This is a genomic window from Paenibacillus sp. CMAA1364 (assembly GCF_054373195.1).
On record NZ_JBITNB010000019.1, the window covers coordinates 17004 to 36603 of the forward strand.

The 19600-nt window shown below is 40.9% G+C and carries 20 protein-coding genes and 1 tRNA gene; 1 reads left to right on the plus strand and 20 read right to left on the minus strand.

Going from position 1 to position 19600, the window contains the following annotated elements; all coding sequences use genetic code 11:
* Positions 1-77 precede the first annotated feature (77 nt).
* The 18 genes from ACH8E3_RS11670 to rpsF form a co-directional block, all read right to left on the minus strand.
* The gene (locus tag ACH8E3_RS11670) at positions 78-1634 is read right to left on the minus strand and encodes a peptidoglycan DD-metalloendopeptidase family protein (RefSeq protein ID WP_458632816.1); all 1557 of its coding nucleotides are present in this window, start codon (positions 1632-1634) and stop codon (positions 78-80) included.
* A gap of 287 nt (positions 1635-1921) precedes the next feature.
* Positions 1922-2497, minus strand: coding sequence for a hypothetical protein (locus ACH8E3_RS11675; RefSeq protein ID WP_458632817.1), 576 nt, complete (start codon positions 2495-2497; stop codon positions 1922-1924).
* Positions 2498-2683: 186 nt separating this feature from the next.
* Complete coding sequence (locus ACH8E3_RS11680; RefSeq protein ID WP_458632818.1) at positions 2684-3970, minus strand: adenylosuccinate synthase; 1287 nt, start codon at positions 3968-3970, stop codon at positions 2684-2686.
* Between the two features lie 245 nt (positions 3971-4215).
* Positions 4216-5568, minus strand: a complete 1353-nt coding sequence (gene dnaB / locus ACH8E3_RS11685; RefSeq protein WP_458632819.1) for a replicative DNA helicase — start codon at positions 5566-5568, stop codon at positions 4216-4218.
* 1 nt (position 5569) lies between these two features.
* Positions 5570-6013, minus strand: a complete 444-nt coding sequence (rplI, locus tag ACH8E3_RS11690) for a 50S ribosomal protein L9 (protein ID WP_458632820.1) — start codon at positions 6011-6013, stop codon at positions 5570-5572.
* The gene (locus ACH8E3_RS11695; protein ID WP_458632821.1) at positions 6010-8004 is read right to left on the minus strand and encodes a DHH family phosphoesterase; all 1995 of its coding nucleotides are present in this window, start codon (positions 8002-8004) and stop codon (positions 6010-6012) included. Before ACH8E3_RS11695 ends, rplI begins: the two co-directional genes overlap by 4 nt.
* Before the next feature lie 11 nt (positions 8005-8015).
* Positions 8016-8933, minus strand: a complete 918-nt coding sequence (locus ACH8E3_RS11700) for a DUF2232 domain-containing protein (protein WP_458632822.1) — start codon at positions 8931-8933, stop codon at positions 8016-8018.
* A 5-nt stretch (positions 8934-8938) separates the two neighbouring features.
* The gene (locus ACH8E3_RS11705) at positions 8939-9241 is read right to left on the minus strand and encodes a MazG-like family protein (RefSeq protein WP_458632858.1); all 303 of its coding nucleotides are present in this window, start codon (positions 9239-9241) and stop codon (positions 8939-8941) included.
* Between the two features lie 100 nt (positions 9242-9341).
* Complete coding sequence (locus ACH8E3_RS11710; RefSeq protein WP_458632823.1) at positions 9342-9773, minus strand: CBS domain-containing protein; 432 nt, start codon at positions 9771-9773, stop codon at positions 9342-9344.
* Between the two features lie 119 nt (positions 9774-9892).
* Complete coding sequence (locus ACH8E3_RS11715) at positions 9893-10894, minus strand: LCP family protein (RefSeq protein ID WP_458632824.1); 1002 nt, start codon at positions 10892-10894, stop codon at positions 9893-9895.
* A gap of 197 nt (positions 10895-11091) precedes the next feature.
* A complete protein-coding gene (locus ACH8E3_RS11720) occupies positions 11092-12057 on the minus strand; it encodes an ABC transporter ATP-binding protein (protein ID WP_458632825.1) in 966 nt (321 codons plus the stop codon).
* Complete coding sequence (locus ACH8E3_RS11725) at positions 12054-13043, minus strand: ABC transporter ATP-binding protein (RefSeq protein ID WP_458632826.1); 990 nt, start codon at positions 13041-13043, stop codon at positions 12054-12056. Before ACH8E3_RS11725 ends, ACH8E3_RS11720 begins: the two co-directional genes overlap by 4 nt.
* A gap of 32 nt (positions 13044-13075) precedes the next feature.
* A complete protein-coding gene (opp4C, locus tag ACH8E3_RS11730; protein WP_458632827.1) occupies positions 13076-13999 on the minus strand; it encodes an oligopeptide ABC transporter permease in 924 nt (307 codons plus the stop codon).
* A gap of 12 nt (positions 14000-14011) precedes the next feature.
* Positions 14012-14974, minus strand: coding sequence for an ABC transporter permease (locus tag ACH8E3_RS11735; protein WP_458632828.1), 963 nt, complete (start codon positions 14972-14974; stop codon positions 14012-14014).
* Positions 14975-15062: 88 nt separating this feature from the next.
* Positions 15063-16820 carry an ABC transporter substrate-binding protein gene (locus ACH8E3_RS11740; RefSeq protein WP_458632829.1) on the minus strand — a complete coding sequence of 586 codons (1758 nt, stop codon included), beginning with the start codon at positions 16818-16820 and terminating at the stop codon, positions 15063-15065.
* Positions 16821-17244: 424 nt separating this feature from the next.
* Positions 17245-17517 (minus strand): 30S ribosomal protein S18, encoded by a 273-nt coding sequence (gene rpsR / locus ACH8E3_RS11745; RefSeq protein ID WP_458632830.1) that lies wholly within the window; start codon positions 17515-17517, stop codon positions 17245-17247.
* Between the two features lie 21 nt (positions 17518-17538).
* Positions 17539-18024 (minus strand): single-stranded DNA-binding protein, encoded by a 486-nt coding sequence (gene ssb / locus ACH8E3_RS11750; protein WP_458632831.1) that lies wholly within the window; start codon positions 18022-18024, stop codon positions 17539-17541.
* Between the two features lie 47 nt (positions 18025-18071).
* Positions 18072-18356: a 30S ribosomal protein S6 gene (gene rpsF / locus ACH8E3_RS11755; protein ID WP_458632832.1), complete on the minus strand. Its 285-nt coding sequence runs from the start codon at positions 18354-18356 to the stop codon at positions 18072-18074.
* A 205-nt stretch (positions 18357-18561) separates the two neighbouring features.
* Here rpsF and ACH8E3_RS11760 point away from each other — a divergent pair, with 205 nt between their 5' ends.
* Positions 18562-18756 (plus strand): YjzC family protein, encoded by a 195-nt coding sequence (locus tag ACH8E3_RS11760; RefSeq protein WP_458632833.1) that lies wholly within the window; start codon positions 18562-18564, stop codon positions 18754-18756.
* 472 nt (positions 18757-19228) lie between these two features.
* On the opposite strand, the gene ACH8E3_RS11765 is transcribed toward ACH8E3_RS11760, so the two are convergent.
* Positions 19229-19319: transfer RNA gene (locus tag ACH8E3_RS11765), tRNA-Ser, on the minus strand.
* Positions 19320-19384: 65 nt separating this feature from the next.
* Positions 19385-19600 carry a DUF951 domain-containing protein gene (locus tag ACH8E3_RS11770; protein WP_458632834.1) on the minus strand — a complete coding sequence of 72 codons (216 nt, stop codon included), beginning with the start codon at positions 19598-19600 and terminating at the stop codon, positions 19385-19387.

The window sequence follows — 19600 nt, forward strand, 5'->3', positions numbered from 1 at the left end:
CTGCCACACTATCATTACTGTTCATCTATAGTAATAAGAGCATTCTCCACATAGGGAGAATGCTCTTATGTCACTTATTAATTCAAATATTTCATCGGGTTCTGGGCAATATCATTCTTTAGGATCTCAAAATGTAAGTGTGTACCCGTTGATCGGCCTGTATTACCCATAATGCCGATGCTGCCTCCCTTGGATACGGTCTGTCCTTGATGTACAGAATAGCTATTTAAATGTCCATACAACGTTGTATATCCATTCTTATGATTGATCATCACAGCTTTACCATATCCATTAATATTTCCCGTGAAGGTGACAACACCTTCATCCGATGCCATAATCGTACGGTTTCCTGATACAATATCAATGCCTTTATGCTGCCTTCCCCATCTTGCACCGTATGTACTCGATATAGTGGGACTACTGACTGGCCATGCAAATTGTCCAGAACCCTGACCAGCAATCTTGGTACCTTGCAACACGACTTCGGTGATTGATTCCTGAATAACCTCTTGTCCAATCCACTGTTCATCGACAAGTTGGCCATTCTCTTTCGTCACTAAGTATTCCATCACTTTGAGCCCTTCTTGTCCAGGACGTACAACCTTTGACTTCCCAGCTTCAAGCTGATCTGTCTTTCTAATCTCAACTTGAGGTGCCGTCACAATCTCCTCCGACACTTGTTCAAGCGTAGTGACTGTAATTGGTAACTTGGGAACAGTAAGCTTTAATGTATCTCCAATTTGGAGATACTTCTCTTTAATTTGAGGATTATTGGTGTAAATCTGCTTCTCCGTTATGCCCAATCTCGATACAATCGAGCTTAGCGTATCGCCTTCTTCTATTGTATACTCGATGGGCGCTTCATTCGTTTGTGTAAGTAATGTTGTTACCTCTTCTGAACTAAGGATAAGATCCGGCGTTGTCTGAATTGGTATAACATTAACATCCTCCACAATATCAACTGATTTCACATTAGACTCTGGTGCACTTGCCACACTTATACTAGAAGCTGGAACAGAGTGGCTCATCTTTTTAAATTGAATTCTTTCTTTCTCAGCCTTCGGTAAATACTGATTCTTGATTTGACTTAATATATCATCTACGGTTTGCTGATCCTTAACGATAGCAACCACTTTACCATCAATTCTCATCTCTACACCTTTAGCATCTGCAACCAGCATACCTTTTAGCTTTTTCAGCGTTGACTCACTATCCACTTCAGCTTTGAAGGCTATTTCAGCCTTCGTCGTAATATCCTTCGTCTGTAACACCATATCGACCTCTGGATACTCATTCTTCAATTCCTGACTTTTTTGACTAAATAATTGTTCGATTTGCGTAGGGTTATCCACGCTCCCAATCATTTCATCCTTGACGTAGACGTTATAGTAGGCGATTTTGTTCGCTTCCACATATTGATTACTTGCGAATACGGCAACACATGTGACTGCAATAAGGGCCATGGATGCGAGTAATATACTTCTTCTCTTATCCATACTTGAACTCTTACCCTTCTGGGAGTAGTCCATCATTGACTTCTTCTTGTTTTCAACCGGCTTTTCTAAAGGAAGAATATACTCCTTCGCACGCATTGATATCTTCCTTACCCAAGCCATACTCTTGAAACCTTTCATGATTTATCTCCTTTGCAACCTATTCTATATTTCATTCCATGGAATGTTTACTCATTCCAAGTCCTTATACTTCCCAAGTATTAATATTAAGTATTCATTTCCAGTAATTAGATAAAAGGTTTCAATTTCTTAACCTTTTACCCCTTAATCACTTTAACATAACTTTTGCAATCAATTCAACTCTTACAAAATAACAAAAAAAACCTGCTATTACGCAGGTCTATCACTCTTATCTATATTCAGCTTGTCTAGAATTAATGACAAATAGGTGACATTGCCAAATGTCATTATCTTTTAAGCAGTAATAAGAGCTTGTCATATTCATCTTTATTAAGATATTTCGATAATATCGCCTCAACGTTCTTCAACTCTTGTTCGGTTAACCCATTCTCCATAGCTACCGTAATCTCTTGAATCTTATCTTGAGGTACTTTGGTCATTAATATTGTAAATATCTCTTCCTTATCCTTATCAATCAAGCCATCCTTCTTACGAACCATTTCGTCAGGTGTAATGATGACCTGCGTATCCTGATCTATTGATCCCGCTTCTTCTGTGTAGGACTCTCCCATGACTGGTAATGCACCAACCGGTGCTTCCTGATCCTCTGTGTCTTCCACTTCATCAGGTTCGATTGTTGATTGATCCTTCTGAGGCACTTTCTCATCCTTAGAGACAATACCCATCATGCCTTGCAATATACTGCCCATCGTAAGCGATCCACTAGGAAGTTGTATATTAAAGCTTTCTAACATCGATTTCAGATAAGTATTCACAATATAACCTGTTGTAAATATAGTTAATATACTTACTAATACTACCGTCAGGAGTATTTTACTAGCCCATCTCAGCATTCTCATCATTCATCCTCCTTTACAGCCCATGATCTGATATCCGTATTCATAACCTTTCATCAGTATTGACAAGAAGAATAGGATTTAATCTGTGCACTTGCCTCACATTCTGCTATTCACACAATAAAAAAGGCCTATCTACCATAGTTATGGCAGACAAGCTTATTCAAATGATGGTTATCTTTTGACTGAAATTTATGAATAGATCGGAATCACTTGATTCGTCTGTTCACGGTTACGTCCCACGGAGAAAATAGCAATCGGTATTCCAGTTAGTTCAGCGACCCTATTCACATAGTTACGCGTATTCTCCGGAAGCTCTTCTAACGTCTTCACACTTGTGATGTCCTCTTTCCAACCAGGTAACTCCTCGTATACGGCTTCACATTCTGCAAGCATCTTTAGACTAGCTGGGTATGCATGAATAACTTCTCCGCGGTATTTATAACCCGTACAAATCTTAACGGTCTCTAGACCTGATAGAACATCAAGCGAATTTAGGGATAACCCCGTTATCCCACTAACACGACCAGCATGACGAACAACAACACTATCGAACCAACCCACACGGCGAGCACGTCCTGTGACCGTTCCATATTCATGTCCTGTTTCACGTATATAGTCACCAATCTCGTTATCTAATTCTGTAGGGAAGGGCCCGTCACCAACACGAGTCGTATAGGACTTGGCCACACCAATCACTTGTTGGATCTTAGATGGCCCTACACCAGAACCAACGCATACGCCCCCAGCAGTAGGATTAGAAGAAGTGACATATGGATAGGTACCTTGATCAATATCTAACATTACGCCTTGGGCACCTTCAAATAATACTTTACGTTTGTCATCAATCGCATCATTAAGTACAACGGATGTATCTGTTACATACTTGCGGATCACGTCAGCATATTCAAGATATTGCTTCAGTACTTGCTCTATATCAAGTGGCTCTACCCCATAGATCTGCTGAAGCACAACATTCTTCTCATTCATCATGTGACGTAACCTTATTTCGAATTCCTCCGCATCCATTAGATCTACAATGCGAATACCGCTACGTGACACTTTATCCATATAACAAGGTCCAATTCCCTTTTGTGTCGTTCCAATCTTGTTCTCACCTTTACGACCTTCTTCCAGTGCATCTATAAGGATATGATATGGCATAATAACATGTGCACGATCACTAATAACCAGATTGTTCGTCGTAAATCCATGATCATGAATATACTTTATTTCCTCAATGAGTGCAGCTGGATTAATAACCATGCCATTTCCAATGACACATACCTTGTCTTCATAGAACACACCCGATGGAATTAGACTTAGCTTAAATTTTTTATTATCAATCAGAATCGTGTGACCTGCATTATTACCGCCTTGGTATCTAGCCACCACATCAGCACTCTCTGCTAAGAAATCTGTAATTTTACCCTTGCCCTCGTCTCCCCACTGTGTTCCCACAACCACTACTGTTGACATACTCATTCCCCTTTTGGCGCTTTAGCACCTATTATTGAAATCTTCAGTCTTTGGGCTTAGCATATGGCAAGAGTAGGTATCCCATACACTGTATTACACTAAAGTAACAACAATATTTTAACAGTACATTATTTGTGTGTCAAATATAAAGGCGAACAATCAAGTCGCATTAGACCTGATTGTTCGCCTTTTAAGCAGTATTATGGTGGAAAATACAGATTCCTTATTTATTATCTTATGTTTCGTTAAAAAGGATCTGTCTGAGCACCTTCATAATTAACAAATTTATTGAAGTTCTTGAGAAACACGAGCTCTACGGTTCCTACAGGTCCATTACGTTGCTTGGCAATGATGATCTCAATGATATTCTTCTTCTCAGAATCCTGATTATAGTAATCGTCTCGATATAAGAAAGATACAATATCCGCATCTTGCTCAATGGAACCTGATTCCCGCAAATCACTCATCATCGGTCGTTTATCTTGTCGTTGCTCTACTCCGCGACTTAACTGTGATAGTGCCACTACTGGCACTTCTAGCTCACGTGCGATCTGTTTCAACGTCCTTGAGATCTCAGATACTTCCTGCTGACGATTCTCCCCAGATTTGCCACGGCCGTGAATGAGCTGAAGATAATCAATAACGATCATTCCCAGTCCATTCTCCTTCTTCAGCCGACGACATTTCGAACGTATATCTGCAACCGTGATACCCGGGGTATCGTCGATATAGATCTGCGCTTCGGAAAGAGAGGATATGCCCATCGTGAGTTTTGCCCAATCATCATCTTTGAATTCCCCTGTACGCATGGCATTGGCATCCAAATTGGCTTCCGCACAGATCATCCGCTGCACTAGCTGTGGCGCGGACATCTCTAGACTGAATATAGCTACAGTCTCTTTCGCCCGAACTGCCACATTCTGAGCAATGTTTAATGCAAAAGCGGTCTTACCTACAGAAGGTCTTGCTGCTACGATAATAAGGTCATTCTTCTGGAATCCATTCGTCATTTTGTCTAGATCAACAAAACCTGTTGGTACTCCTGAGGTGCCGCCCTTATTCTCGTGTAGCATCTCAACACGATCGAACACTTCCATCAATACATCACGAATCAGTACGAATCCGCTCCCGCTACGTCGATTGGAGATCTCCAATATCTTGCGCTCTGCATCACCAAGCATACCAGAGACGTCTTCCCCGCCAGTATATCCCTCGCTAACAATCTGCGTTGCTGTACGAATTAAACGGCGCAGCATGGACTTCTCCTCGATAATCTGCGCGTAATATTCTACATTGGCTGCCGTAGGTACGGAATGAGCTAATCTAGCTAAATAACTCACACCACCAATATCCTCTAATTGACCGCGATCTTGTAACAATGACGTTAGCGTGACTAAGTCGATTGGTTCATTATCCTCACCCAACTGTAACATCGCTTCAAAGATTAATTGATGTGGCTTATCATAGAAGTCTTCCGTATTTACCCGTTCCATAGCGGTAATTAGAGCTTCATCCTGCAATAATATAGCACCAATCACAGCTTGCTCTGCCTCTAGGTTCTGAGGCGGAATCCGATCATAGAACTGCTCTCCGCCCATTTTAGCCCTCCACAACAAGAACCTTAAGTGTTGCTTTTACTTCTGGATGTAGCTTCACAGGAATCGGTGTGACACCTAACTGTCGAATAGGTTCACCTAACTCAATTTTGCGCTTATCAATCTTTACACCCTTTTTCGCCATCGCCTCAGCAATCTGCTTACTGGTAATAGCACCGAACAGACGACCACCCTCACCAGCTTTTGCTACTAGTTCAATGGTCATTTCCTCAAGCTTCTTCCCAAGAGCTAACGCTTCATCCTTCTCTTGTTGTTTACGTTTCTCTTCAGCCGAATTCTGATTATCTAGCGTCTTCATATTGCCATCTGTTGCTGGACGTGCTAACCCGCGTGGGAAAAGAAAGTTGGCTGCATACCCTTCAGATACTTCCTTGACGTCTCCCTTTTTTGCTTGACCCTTTATATCTTTTACAAAGATGACCTTCATTCAAACAAACCCTCTTTCTCTTTAATTTGATCCAACACTTCCATGAGTTTATGTTCAGCTTCCGAAACGGTACACTTTAGTTGCACAGCTGCATTCGTTAAGTGACCTCCTCCACCTAGCATTTCCATCACGACTTGCACATTCATTCGACCTAGCGAACGAGCACTAACTCCGATTAGTCCATCCGGTCGTTCGCTTATCACAAATGAGGCTACTACACCCGTCATGGTCAGGAGCGTATCTGCCACTTGTGCAATTAATAATTGCGAAATAACTACATTCGGCTCCGTTACCGCAAGTGCAATCTGTTGATGCACCATCTTTACCTTTTTAATGATCTCCGCCTTAGCCAGGTACTCTTGAAGATCTTCCTTGAGCATTCTTTGAATCATTGCTGTATCCGCGCCACTACGTCGTAAGAATCCTGCTGCTTCAAATGTGCGTGAACCTGTATGAAGTGCAAAGTGTTTCGTATCTACAATAATACCAGCTAATAGCATGGTTGCCTCAATGGGCGTAAGTTGTATCTTCTCATGGATATACTGCAATAACTCTGTCACTAATTCACTTGCTGAAGATGCGTAAGGTTCCATATAGACAAGAACAGCTTCATTAATAAATTCTTCACCCCGACGATGATGATCGACCACAACAACGCGAGAAGCATTTTGAACGAGCTTTGGCTCCATCGTCATAGATGCCTTATGCGTATCTACAACAACCAACAAGCTATGACCCGTTAACATTTGCAAGGCTTGCTCTGGTGTGATAAATCGTTCAACTAAGCTCTCGTCCTTCTCTACTTGTACTAACATACGTTCAATAGAAGGGTTATTACCAGATAACACAATATAGGCTTCTACATTATACATCTGAGCTGCTTTGAGCACTCCGATGGATGCCCCTATGACATCCATATCGGGCAACTTATGACCCATAATAAATACTTTATCACTTTCTTGCATGAGATCCCGAAGCGCATGTGCAATCACCCTTGCACGAACACGAGTCCGCTTCTCCACTGCATTCGATTTACCTCCATAGAAGGACAAGCGTTTGCCAGCTTTGACCGCAGCTTGATCACCTCCACGTCCTAGAGCCATATCCAAGCTTGATTGAGCAAGTTCACCCAATTCGGATATATTAACCGGACCAAAGGCGAGTCCAACACTTAAGGTCATTGGTACCTTCAGATCAGCGGTCATCTCACGAACTTCGTCTAGGATGACGAATCTGCTCTTTTCTAATTCTTGCAGTGATTTATAGTTTAACATCATAAGATAGCGATCTGAAGAAAGCCGTCTAAGATATACATCATATGTCTTTGCCCAGAACGTTATCTCATTCGCTACTTTAGCGATAAGTGATGTCCGTTGTTGGTCATCCATGCCTTGTGAAGCCTCATCCAGGTTATCCAACGATATTAAGCCTATAGCTAACCTCTCATCACCATACCGAGATCGAAGTCCGGCAAGTTCCGTAATATCATGTAAATAGATAAGCCTTTCATCCGGAATAAGAATGAGCTGATAATACCGATCCTCATGCTGTAATTCCACCTGATGTTCTTTATGATGAGATTCCTTACTGTTCTCTTTCTTTTCTCCAAGGGTATCGATGAATTGAGGAAAGAGTTCCTGCAATGGCGTTCCAATCATTGACTTACGTTTAAATATATCGCCCACATACCGGTTATTCCATTCAATGATACGATCCTCACTGTACAATATAATACCGAACGGCAACATGCTGACAGCTTCTGCTTCTACCCGCTTAATTCGGAAAGAAAGACCATTTATATATTCAAGTAGATTTCTGCGAAATGCCATTTCTCTTTTCAACATCATATAGCTTAGAATACCCACAATACACATACAGACTATTCCAAGTGGCCAATTGTACCACGATACAAAAATAACAAGCAGCAATAGTAGCATGAAAGCCAATACGCTATTGTAGCCGTGCCAACGTTTCTCTAGAAATTTAGGCATGACTTCCCACCTTATCCTTTTGGTTTAGTCACTAACTGACGCAATGGAAATGCAATATCTATAATACCCACAATGGCCATAAACGGAAATAATATGACAGGAATGGCGATTAGAAAGGGAACCACGACATGCCATTTGCGGCTATGTGACAAAAAGAAGAAAAAGCCTATCGCTTGAATACAGAACAATACATTTAGCACGGGAACGAGATTGGCTGAAATCATTGTTAGATACCCACTATCTGAATTCAGTGCAATCATTTCAATAATGACCCCAAGTAAATAGTACCATATCAATGATTTAGGTAATCTCCACTCCCTCGCAGGGGCAAGTCTAGATGTGGTGTGACCCATACTTGTCAGAATAGGACGGACAATGGCATAGGCAATCAAGGACATCACAAATGAGCTTATGATCAATGCCGAAGGTATCCTTTGTACGGTCATTTCCATTAACATGTTCATATTCTCATCCGTCAACTGAAGGTCTGTTGAAATAGTGCTATTCGCTAACATATCTTGAAGGGGTCCCATCGTAACATTCACGACATCTTGAATATACCCAGATAGATCGAATTGGAATAAGACTGTACCCATAAAAAGAATTACTAGCATTTCTGTGAGAATCGTTGCACCACCAACAACAATCGTTCGGATTGCTGATGCCCGTCTTTTGAAACATCTGCCCATAAAAATGGACGGAATAACAAAGTACAAGGCTAACAGTAAATAAACCGGGTGAATCAGAAGGGCAACAAGCCAGACTGGAATCACATGGAGTAAGAAACCTTTTGTACTTAACATATTAAATAATACAATCGTCGGCACAATCAAAAGGAATGCCGTTATCATCGATAAATTAGTTAGCAAAGAAAGAATTAGGAGCAAGTAAACACCCGTCCATGCTAACGGTTTCCAGTTCAACTTCAATGGGCTCACCTCTTACGCAAGTGCTCTTCAAGTGTGGAGATATCTTGGTACCACTCCTCCAATTGATGTCCTTCTTGCTTATGTTTTTTAAGTTTGTCAATTAACAACTCGTCAATCTCTCGGTAGGGTACACCTAGCCTTCGCCCTAGAATATAGGAGCTCATAATCAAGCTAGCTATGCTATCACCAACTCGTGCTGTACTACCTTCCCATAGCGCTTTAAATAATCGGGATACATGGTCTACTACTTCTGTCTTTAGCCATTCAATCACTTTAGCACGTTTGGCGACATCTAAATCTTTAGGCATATTGGACACGTTAACCTCCCAGAAAAAGCTTTATTCTTGATTATATCACAAACCTTATTTTTCTACACTAAAAGCCCTTGGTAGCAACCTTTATCACAACTCAGACATGATTAACTTCGACCGAATCCTTGGATACAAACTTCTCGCAATACTCAATGATCTGACTGCGGCGAACAATACCAATGAAACGATTCATATCATCCACTACAGGTACAAAGTTCTGGACTTTAGCTAAATTAATTAAATCTTCCATGTTGGAATTGATTGAGACTGTCTTGTTACTCATCTTTATAGGTATATCCTTCAATAGGATCTTTGAGGAATTCTCAAACGTAACCTTCCCCTCAGAGTTCTTCATATACCATAGTAAGTCACCTTCTGTAATAGTTCCAGCATAGACCCCATTGTTCTCTAACATAGGTACAGAAGTATACCGATGATATTCCATCCGTTCTAAGGTCTGCCTTAATGTTGATTCAACAGTCAAGCATACTACTTCTTGTTTAGGAAGCAGAAAAAATGCAATGTTCATAATGATGTGATCCTCCCTGATCTTGGTACAATGTTCACACTACTTATACGTTTATATTAATCAAATGTTCCAATAGAGGCTAAATCAGCAGCCCTACTCGGTGGGGCTGCTGATTGAAATCATTTACTTGTCGTTTGCTGATCCTCTGGCATCAACAATGCGTGACTGGTTGTCTGGTTACTCATCCAATTATCAATTAAGTCTTGTGCAAATTGAAGATCATCTTCGTTGGCTTTCTCGTAGTAGACTCCATTCCTACGCATATCCTCGCCCATCACTGTGTAACTTGAGATTTGTACATCACTTCCAGTTAACAGCTGTTTGGCTAGATCAATGATGAACTTCGGTTGCATATTGGTCTGAAGATTAGTTCCCATAATATCTAACAACTTAGGAATATTAGTCACTTGGTTCACATTCATCATTTTCTTAGCCACTTGATCTAGGAATACTTGTTGTCTCTTTGTGCGATTGAAGTCACTGTCTTCACGATACCGTACATAATTTAATGCATCTGTACCGTTATACACGTACTGGTTAGCTTTAATCGTGAACTTCTCATGATCGAAGGCCTTGTTTACGATATCCTTTTGAATTGGAAGCTCAATGCCACCCAACGCATCTACAGCATCTCTTAATCCAATGAAGTTAATGGTTGTATAATAATCAATCGAATGATCTAGTAGCATCTCCATGGTGTCTTTAGCCATCTGTTGTCCGCCAAAAGCATACGAGTGGTTAATCTTATCCTTCTTCCCCCTACCTACAATCTCTGTGTAGGTATCCCGTGGGATGGATATCAACAATATTCTTGATTCCTTTGGCCGAACTACTGCATAAATCATCGTGTCTGAACGAGCAGGTTCATTATCACGTTGGTCTACACCTAATAGTAACACAGAGAATGGCTTACTCTGAACCGCAATCGGCTCAATCCTTGGCGTGGTAACATCCTCTTTCAGCGGTTTATATGATTTATCTTCCAACGTACTCTCTACTTGATCCGATAGAAATAGGTCAAAGGCTAGCACAGCCAAAGATTTCCGAAAGGTAAATGTTCCAACAATAATCAGCAATAATATCGTGGCCATGATTGCAATTTTTTTTGTTCTTACATCCATATTTATGTTCCTTCTTATCTTGTGTCATTGAAAGCTAATTCGTGTGCATACCAAACTATTGTAAACTTAATATAGATAAAATGAAACTGGAAAATCACAATTGCCCTAATCTTTACAACTTGATCAGACAAAAAAACCGACCAGGGAATTTTCCTCTGTCGGTTTTATTTATATCCTTGCCATGTGTTCATTATATATCAAACGAAATGGCAAGCAACGAAGTGCTCAATACCTACTAAGCGATATTCCGGGTTTTGCTGTTTGCAAATATCCGCTGCGATGGGACATCGGGTATGGAATTTACAACCCGAAGGAGGATTGGCTGGACTAGGTATGTCGCCCTTCAGAACAATTCGGTCCCTCTTCAATGTCGGATCAGGAATCGGTATTGCTGACATCAAGGCCTTGGTATAGGGATGTAGCGGATTTCTGAACAGTTCTCTTTTAGGAGCCATCTCAACCATTGATCCAAGATACATCACGCCGACACGATCACACAGATGCTCTACAACACTTAGGTCATGGGAGATAAATAAATAAGTAAGGCCTTTATCGCGCTGTAGATCACTAAGTAAGTTAATGATTTGCGCCTGAATAGATACATCCAGAGCCGATACAGGTTCATCCGCAACGATAAATTCTGGATTCATAATAAGTGCACGTGCAATACCTATACGTTGCCGCTGACCACCAGAGAATTCATGGGGATAGCGGTTATAGTGATAGCTAGATAACCCACAGATATTCATAGTCTCCAGAACGCGTTCTTTAAGTTCAGAACGTTTAACCAATCCATGATCTAACAGAGCCTCACCTATCGCGTCACCGACTTTAATTCTTGGATTTAGCGAACTGTAGGGATCTTGAAAGATGATTTGGATCTTCGGTCTAAGATTACGCAATTTATCCTTTGGTAGATTGTAAATATCTTCTCCTTTGAATAACACCGTTCCCGCAGTCTTCTCTTGTAAACGAAGAATTGTACGCCCTATCGTACTCTTTCCACAACCGGACTCCCCTACAAGACCAAGCGACTCTCCCTTATTAATATGAAAGGAGACATCATCAACCGCCTTAACGTGGCCCACCGTTCGAGAGAATACGCCACCCGATATGGGGAAGTACTTCTTAAGTTGATCCACTTCTAGTAATGGTTGGCTCATTGTACTTCACCCCTTTCTTCATATAACCAGCAAGCTACTTTATGATTGGCATTGGCATGGGAGTGATACGGTGGTTGCTGCGCTCTGCAGATATCCATAGCGAACTCACAGCGTTCATGGAAGTGGCAATTGTCTGCTAAGTCTACTGGATTGGGAACCTGACCAGGTATAGAATATAACCGATCCTGCTCTTTATTCATTATCGGCTTTGCTTTGAGGAGTCCTTGCGTATATGGATGCTTCGGCTCTTTAAACAATTCTATCACAGGCGCCTCTTCAATCACTTTTCCAGCATACATCACCACTACATAGTCAGCCATCTCAGCTACAACACCCAAGTCATGGGTAATCAGCATAATAGACGTCTTAAGTTTGTCCTTAATATCACGCATTAGATCCAATATTTGTGCTTGTATGGTTACATCGAGCGCTGTCGTTGGCTCGTCAGCAATAAGTAACTTAGGGTTACAACCAAGAGCGATCGCGATCATAACTCTTTGACGCATACCTCCACTTAATTCATGTGGATACGATTCATAGATTTTGTCTGGACGTGAAATACCGACTATATCTATCAGTTCAATTGCCTTCAACCTAGCATTCTTACGATTCATGCTTAGATGAAGCATAATAGGCTCCGTAATTTGCTCACCAATCGTTAATACTGGATTAAGAGAAGACATCGGTTCTTGAAAGATCATGGAAATCTCGTTGCCTCGAATGAAGCTCATCTCACGCTTGCTCATCTTTAAGACATCTTTACCTTCAAATAGGATTTCCCCACCAGCTATCTTTCCCGGTGGCATTTCAACTAAACGCATTAAAGACATGGCTGTAACGCTTTTACCACATCCTGATTCACCAACGACACCCACCGTCTCACCTTCACGGATTGTAAAGCTTACATCATCGACTGCCTTTACAATTCCTTCTGACGTATGAAAATGCGTTTTTAAATTACGAAATTCTACTAATACTTTAGCCATATCGCATCTCCTATCTTAAGCATCCGTATGCCCTATTTCTTCATTTTTGGATCCAGGGCATCACGAAGGCCCTCTCCGATAAGGTTAATTGCAACCACTGTTGTAAGTATACATACACCTGGAGGAACCCATAGCCATGGTCTTTTACGAAAATCGATCATATTATTGGCTGCTGAGATCATATTCCCCCATGATGGTGTTGGAGGCACTACACCAAGCCCCAGATAACTTAATGCGGATTCAGCTAGGATTGCACCTGCTACACCTAACGTTGCTGACACAATAATGATGGGAACGACGTTAGGAATCAAATGACGAAATATTTTACGACGATCACGTAACCCTAACGCTTCCGTCGCTTGCATAAATTCCATTTCTCGAAGAGATAATATCTGTCCACGAACCAGTCGTGATAATCCTGTCCAACCCAACACACCAATAATGAGCATAAGGAAATAAATTCGATGACTAGAGTCCACCTTTAGATCGGATAGAACGGCACCCAGAATAATTAGAATAGGTAGTGTTGGTAGTGCCATAAATATATCGGCAATACGCATGATAATGACATCTACCCATTTACGATAAAAGCCTGAGATAGCGCCTAATGTTGCCCCAATCGTAACCGATATGGAGGTAGCTACCAATCCAACAGTCAAGGAGATTCTCCCTGCAAGCATGACCCTTAACAGAATATCTCTTCCTAGCTTATCGGTTCCTAACCAATGTTCTGCTCGTGGTGAGAGATTCTTATCGGCAATGCTATAATCTTCTACTGTATAGGGGGAGAACAGCGGACCTACAAAGCTAAGTAAAAACATAAAAACGAGTAAAATCAACCCCATTAATGCTAATCGATTCTTCACAAAGCGGTGCATCGCTACTCGCCAAGGAGAAGAAGGTGCTTTGTTTTGAACTTGTGCCTTTGTTTCTAATTGTGCTGTATTTACCGACAAATGAATCTCCCCCTACTTTAAGCGAATTCTTGGATCTGCCACGCCGTATAAAACATCCGATAGTAAATTCCCTAGTAGTGTCAGCACCGCAAGGAATACAATGAACCCTAGCATGAATGGATAATCTCTCATACTGATGGATCCTAAGTACACTTGCCCAATACCCGGCCAAATGAATACCTTCTCCAATATAATTGCACCCCCGAACAACGCAGGAAGTTCAAATCCTAGTAAGGTTATTGCCGGAATCATGGCATTACGCAAAGCATGTTTGAAAATAACAGTCCGTTCCTTGAGACCTTTAGCACGTGCTGTTCTTATATAATCCTGACGGATGACATCGAGCATCGAGGTGCGGAAGTAACGTGTCAGACTGCCCGTACTAATCATCGTCAACACAATAGTGGGGAGAAGCATATGATGAGCTACATCCATGATATGGTCCCATCCCGTAGCCCCAAGTCCTGCTGTGGTCATACCGCCTACGGGGGTAATCCCAAGATTTAGACTAACTATTAATATTAATAGGAGTCCTATGAAGAATGAGGGTAACGACATGGATATGAATATGAATAGCGTAATCATCTTATCCATGAATGAATGCTGGAATTTCGCTGAGAACACACCAGCAAATATAGCTATAATCCAACTCAATATAAGACTTGTAAATGCAATAATAACCGAATTCCAAACATACGTGTTGATGACCTTCGTGACAGGTTTCTTATGTTGTAAGGATTCACCCATATCACCCATTGCCATATTTCCTACCCAATCTATATAAGCCTTTGCCACCGGCTTATCTAGTCCGTATATCTCGCGTAGTTGGGCTTCTTTGGCTGCAGTCATATTAGGAGAAGCTTTAGCTGTAATATAATCCCCTGGTACCAACCGTGATATCGCAAATACAATCATCGTGATACCAATGAGTGTAGGGATCATTTGTAGTAGTCTTCGGAATATGTACTGCTTCATATAATTCCTCCTGCCTTTATAATGGGATATGCCCAGCCCACATAGGCTGAGCATATCTACTATTATTCATTTCATCTTACTTTTATTATTACTTTGCAATTTCTATTGTGTCTAAGCTATTCGTAAAGTTCTTATACGGGGTTAAATCGAACCCTTTAACTCTAGCGTTAACTGCCCACATATCTCTTCTTTGGTACATGTAGATATAAGGTAGGTCCGCATTGAGCTCTTGATACATTTCCTTATAAATTAATTTACGTTTCTCTTGATCTAGTTCAGACTTACCTTTCTTCATTAACTCATCCACTTTAGCATTGGTGTAACCAATATCATTTTGTGAACCATCTGTAATATACACGGTATTATCTGGATCAGGAGTCAAGCCCCAAGCTGCGAAGAACATTTCGAAATTCCCCGAATCCTTCTTAGCCATAATCGCATTGAAATCAAGCGTCTCTGCAGAAATCTCAATACCTAACTCTTTATAGTTCTTTGTCATAATCGGAAGCAATGCATCTACAACTGGATTATCTGCTGTTGCAGAGAACTCAATTTTAAGCTTCTTACCGTCTTTCTCACGAACACCACTTGATCCAACTACCCAACCTGCTTCATCCAGAAGTGATGCCGCCTTCGTGAGATCAAAGTCATACGTTTCAACCCCCTCTTCTGTGTACGCCCAGCCCACTTTAGATTCAGGAACGTTAATTACATCAGCGTACTTACCATAGATACCTTCAACGATTTCTGCACGATTCAGACCGATGGTAAGTGCTTGACGCACTTTTACATCAGCAAATTTATCTAATTTATGATTAAACGCAACGTATCCATAACCATTTGTCGGGTAAATGTGTACATCTAGGAATCCTAAGGATTGCAATTCCTCAACGTTATCCTCATTAACTGTAATCATATCCATATCGATCTCACCAGCTTGTAACATCGCTAGCTTCGTATCCTCTGTTGTTGCTTTGAAGATTAAGTTCTTAATCTTTGGAGCTCCTTTGAAGTAATCCTGATTCGCTTCAAACACAACCTCTTGCCCTGCCGCATAACTCTTCAGAACATATTTACCACTACCAACGGGCTTATCGTTTAGTTCCTTAATGGAATCTAGCTTACCGAACTTATACCCTTTGCCGTAGTACGCTTCTGGCATGAATGAAATATCACCCAATGAGTCTTTGGTTAATGCCGTTTTCTCAGTTACATTGATTTCAATGGTATTATCATTTGTGACTTTAACACCAGAGATATCTTTAGCTTTTCCATCAAAAAAGTCCTGCCCACCAGCAATTTTCAATGACAGAATATCAGACTCTCCATCATATGTAGGATCATGAAGGACCTTAAGAGCGAATAGATAATCGTTCACTGTAACTGGTGTTCCATCACTATATTTCACACCTGATTTCAATACAAATGTATATTTCAGTCCATCTTCAGAGACATCAATACTTTCAGCAAGGTTCTCCTTATAAGTACCATCTCCTTGGACTTGAAGGAAACTATCAAATAGGGTTTCAACAACATATCTATCATAAGCAGTCGACCAGAACAATGGATTGAAGGTACCATTCGGTGCTGGCATACCTACAATGAAAGTGTCCGCACGGTTTAATGCTTGTGCCGGGTTAAGTGACTTGTCACTAGCTGGGAATACCCCATCATTCTTTCCCTCGTCGTTTGCTGTTGGTTCCGTTGGTACTTCAGGTGTAGTCTCATTCGTCGCAGCTGGCGGCGTGTCCTTTGTAGGCTCAGCTGTATTCCCTCCGGAGCAAGCTGAAATTATCATCATCATTATTAACATCATTAGCATCATACTTGACAGTTTCTTCTTCAAAGTAAATCCCCCTATAGATTATTTAAGAACTATAACCATGTTACAATCCAGAAAAAAGGATACATTTTAAATGATCAACCTCCTAGAGTCATCTTGAATTAGTAAATCCAGACTTCTATAGATGTTTTTCATGATGTCATATGATCTGCCCCATTACATATACGCAATATCGCGATAACGTATTAAAGCTGTAATGCATAATAAACCAATGGTCAATAATAGCGTTGCAACTTACCTTTAATGTTAAATTTATGTAATCATACAATCTTATAGGATCTTTCGTCAACTCTTTTTTGTAAGGGTATACATTTTATTATGCCTTATTTCGCCTCCATCCTATTGATTGTATTAGTCTATTAAATTAAACATAAAGAAGAGGTAGCTACGTTAATAGCTACCTCTTCTTATAACATGCAATATACTACTATTCAGTAGTATAAGGCATCAATGCGATTTGACGTGAGCGTTTAATAGCTATTGTCAAAGCACGTTGGTATTTAGCGCTAGTGCCTGTTACACGACGTGGCAAGATCTTACCGCGTTCGCTAACAAACTTCTTAAGCAAATCAATATCTTTATAATCAATGTGAGTAATTTTATTAGCAGTAAAGAAACATACCTTTTTACGTTTATTACGTCCGCCACGGCGTGCCGGTCTCTTATCGTTATCAGAAGATTCTCTTGGTTTAAAAGCCATGCTAGTCAGTCCTTTCCATAATTAAAATGGCAAATCATCATCCGATATATCTATCGGTTTTCCGTCATCGGAAAAAGGATCTTGAATGTTGTTTTTATTGCGCGAGGTTTGATTACCGCGTCCCTCGCCTCCATAAGAAGGTTCTTCACGCGTTGCACTACTACCTCCACCACTACCGCCTTCGCGGTTGGATGACTCCAAGAAACGAACATTATCAGCAATAACCTCAGTAACGTATACACGTTTACCTTCGTTATTCTCATAATTCCGAACTTGAATGCGTCCTTCTACTGCCGTCAGACGGCCTTTACGCAAATAGTTGGCACAAGTCTCGGCAAGTTGTCTCCAGGTTACGATCGGAATGAAATCCGCCTCGCGTTCCCCGCCTTGAGCCGTAAATGGTCTATCTACAGCAAGCGTAAATTGCGTTACAGCTACTCCTGTAGGAGTGTAGCGCAATTCTGGATCCTTCGTTAATCGGCCGATCAGAATGACACGATTCAACAATTTAAGTCCCCTCCCTCAAGCGATTTAATTACAAAACCGCAAATGAATTAAGCTACGTCATTAGTAATGAGATAACGAATAATATCGTCAGAAATTTTCATAAGACGCTCAAGTTCGTTAATTACTTCAGGTGTACCGTTGAAGTTAACTAGAACAAAAGTACCATCATTAAATTTCTTAATCTCATACGCAAGACGGCGTTTACCCATTACATCATGCTTTGTAATTTCTCCACCATTGGAGATGATGCCTTGGAATTTTTCGACTGCAGCTGTGACTGCATCCTGCTCGATGTCAGGACGAATAATGTACATCACTTCATATTTGCGCATATATTTTCACCTCCTCATGGACTCACGGCCCCCGATCAAATGTCAGGAGCAAGGAACGAGCTTTAACTCGCACCTAAACATTATATCTGATTCCTATACTAACTGCAAGTCTATTCTTTAACACTCCAATCATTGGACACATGATTATCTGTAATGAGCACACACTAATGAGGTAATTCAATAACAATTCAAGGAGGATGAGGTCATGGGTGAACATACAGAATTTAGAACTGGAGATAAAGCACCGAACAATGGACACTATATGGAGTTCGGGGAGATTGGCATTGATACAGCTATCTTGAACCCTAAACACGCTAAACTTCAAAAGGGAGAGCGATTTCCTAATACGACGAACCAGAACCGCAAATGGAAGATGAAAGACAAAGGCAAGTCCCATTAAATTAAATTATTATTAAACACATTCAATTTAGATGTATAACATTGGACCTACCTGTTCATAATACAATTACGCGGTGCATGAGAGAGGTGTGGTTCCGTTGGACTATATAGGTCAAGCAGTAACGATATCAGCCTTTCATTAGGATGACATTCGTTTCTGTGAGAAATATAAGCAAGAATTAGCCTAGGTTTAGCTTTTCTTGAGTTACAGACAAATCACCGGAAGTCTAATGTTTCACTTAAAATGTGAATGTTTAAGAATTCCAAATCGACACGTACCGCGGTCACAAGAAGGGTCCTCACGGACTCTTCTTTGGCATTATGGCGTATAGACGATGATCGTTCAATGCATGAACATGAACTTCCCCCTTCACTCACTATATTTTCGCATTATTGGTAGATAAATTTCGGATTACAAGCAAAAGGACCCAGGCTACATATCGTAGACTGGGTCCTTGTTTACAATATATTCATGGCGGAAAGAGTGGGAGTCGAACCCACGCACGCCTTGCGACGCCTAACTGATTTCGAGTCAGCCCCCTTGGACCTCTTGGGTACCTTTCCACAGCAGAATTTATTATATCGTGATCATCAATAATTTGCAACCTTTCATAGCTTGGACAGACAACTTATTGCGTGATATCGGTAGAGGGCGCTATGGAACGAAGAACCTTCTTCAAATTCTTCTCGAACTTCAACCGTGGAACAAGCACACTGTGTTTACAACCCACACATTTAATTCGAATATCCATACCCATGCGAATGATCTCCATTTCATTACTTCCACACGGATGCTGTTTCTTCATTTGTACGATATCACCTAATTGAAATACCTTACGTTCCAC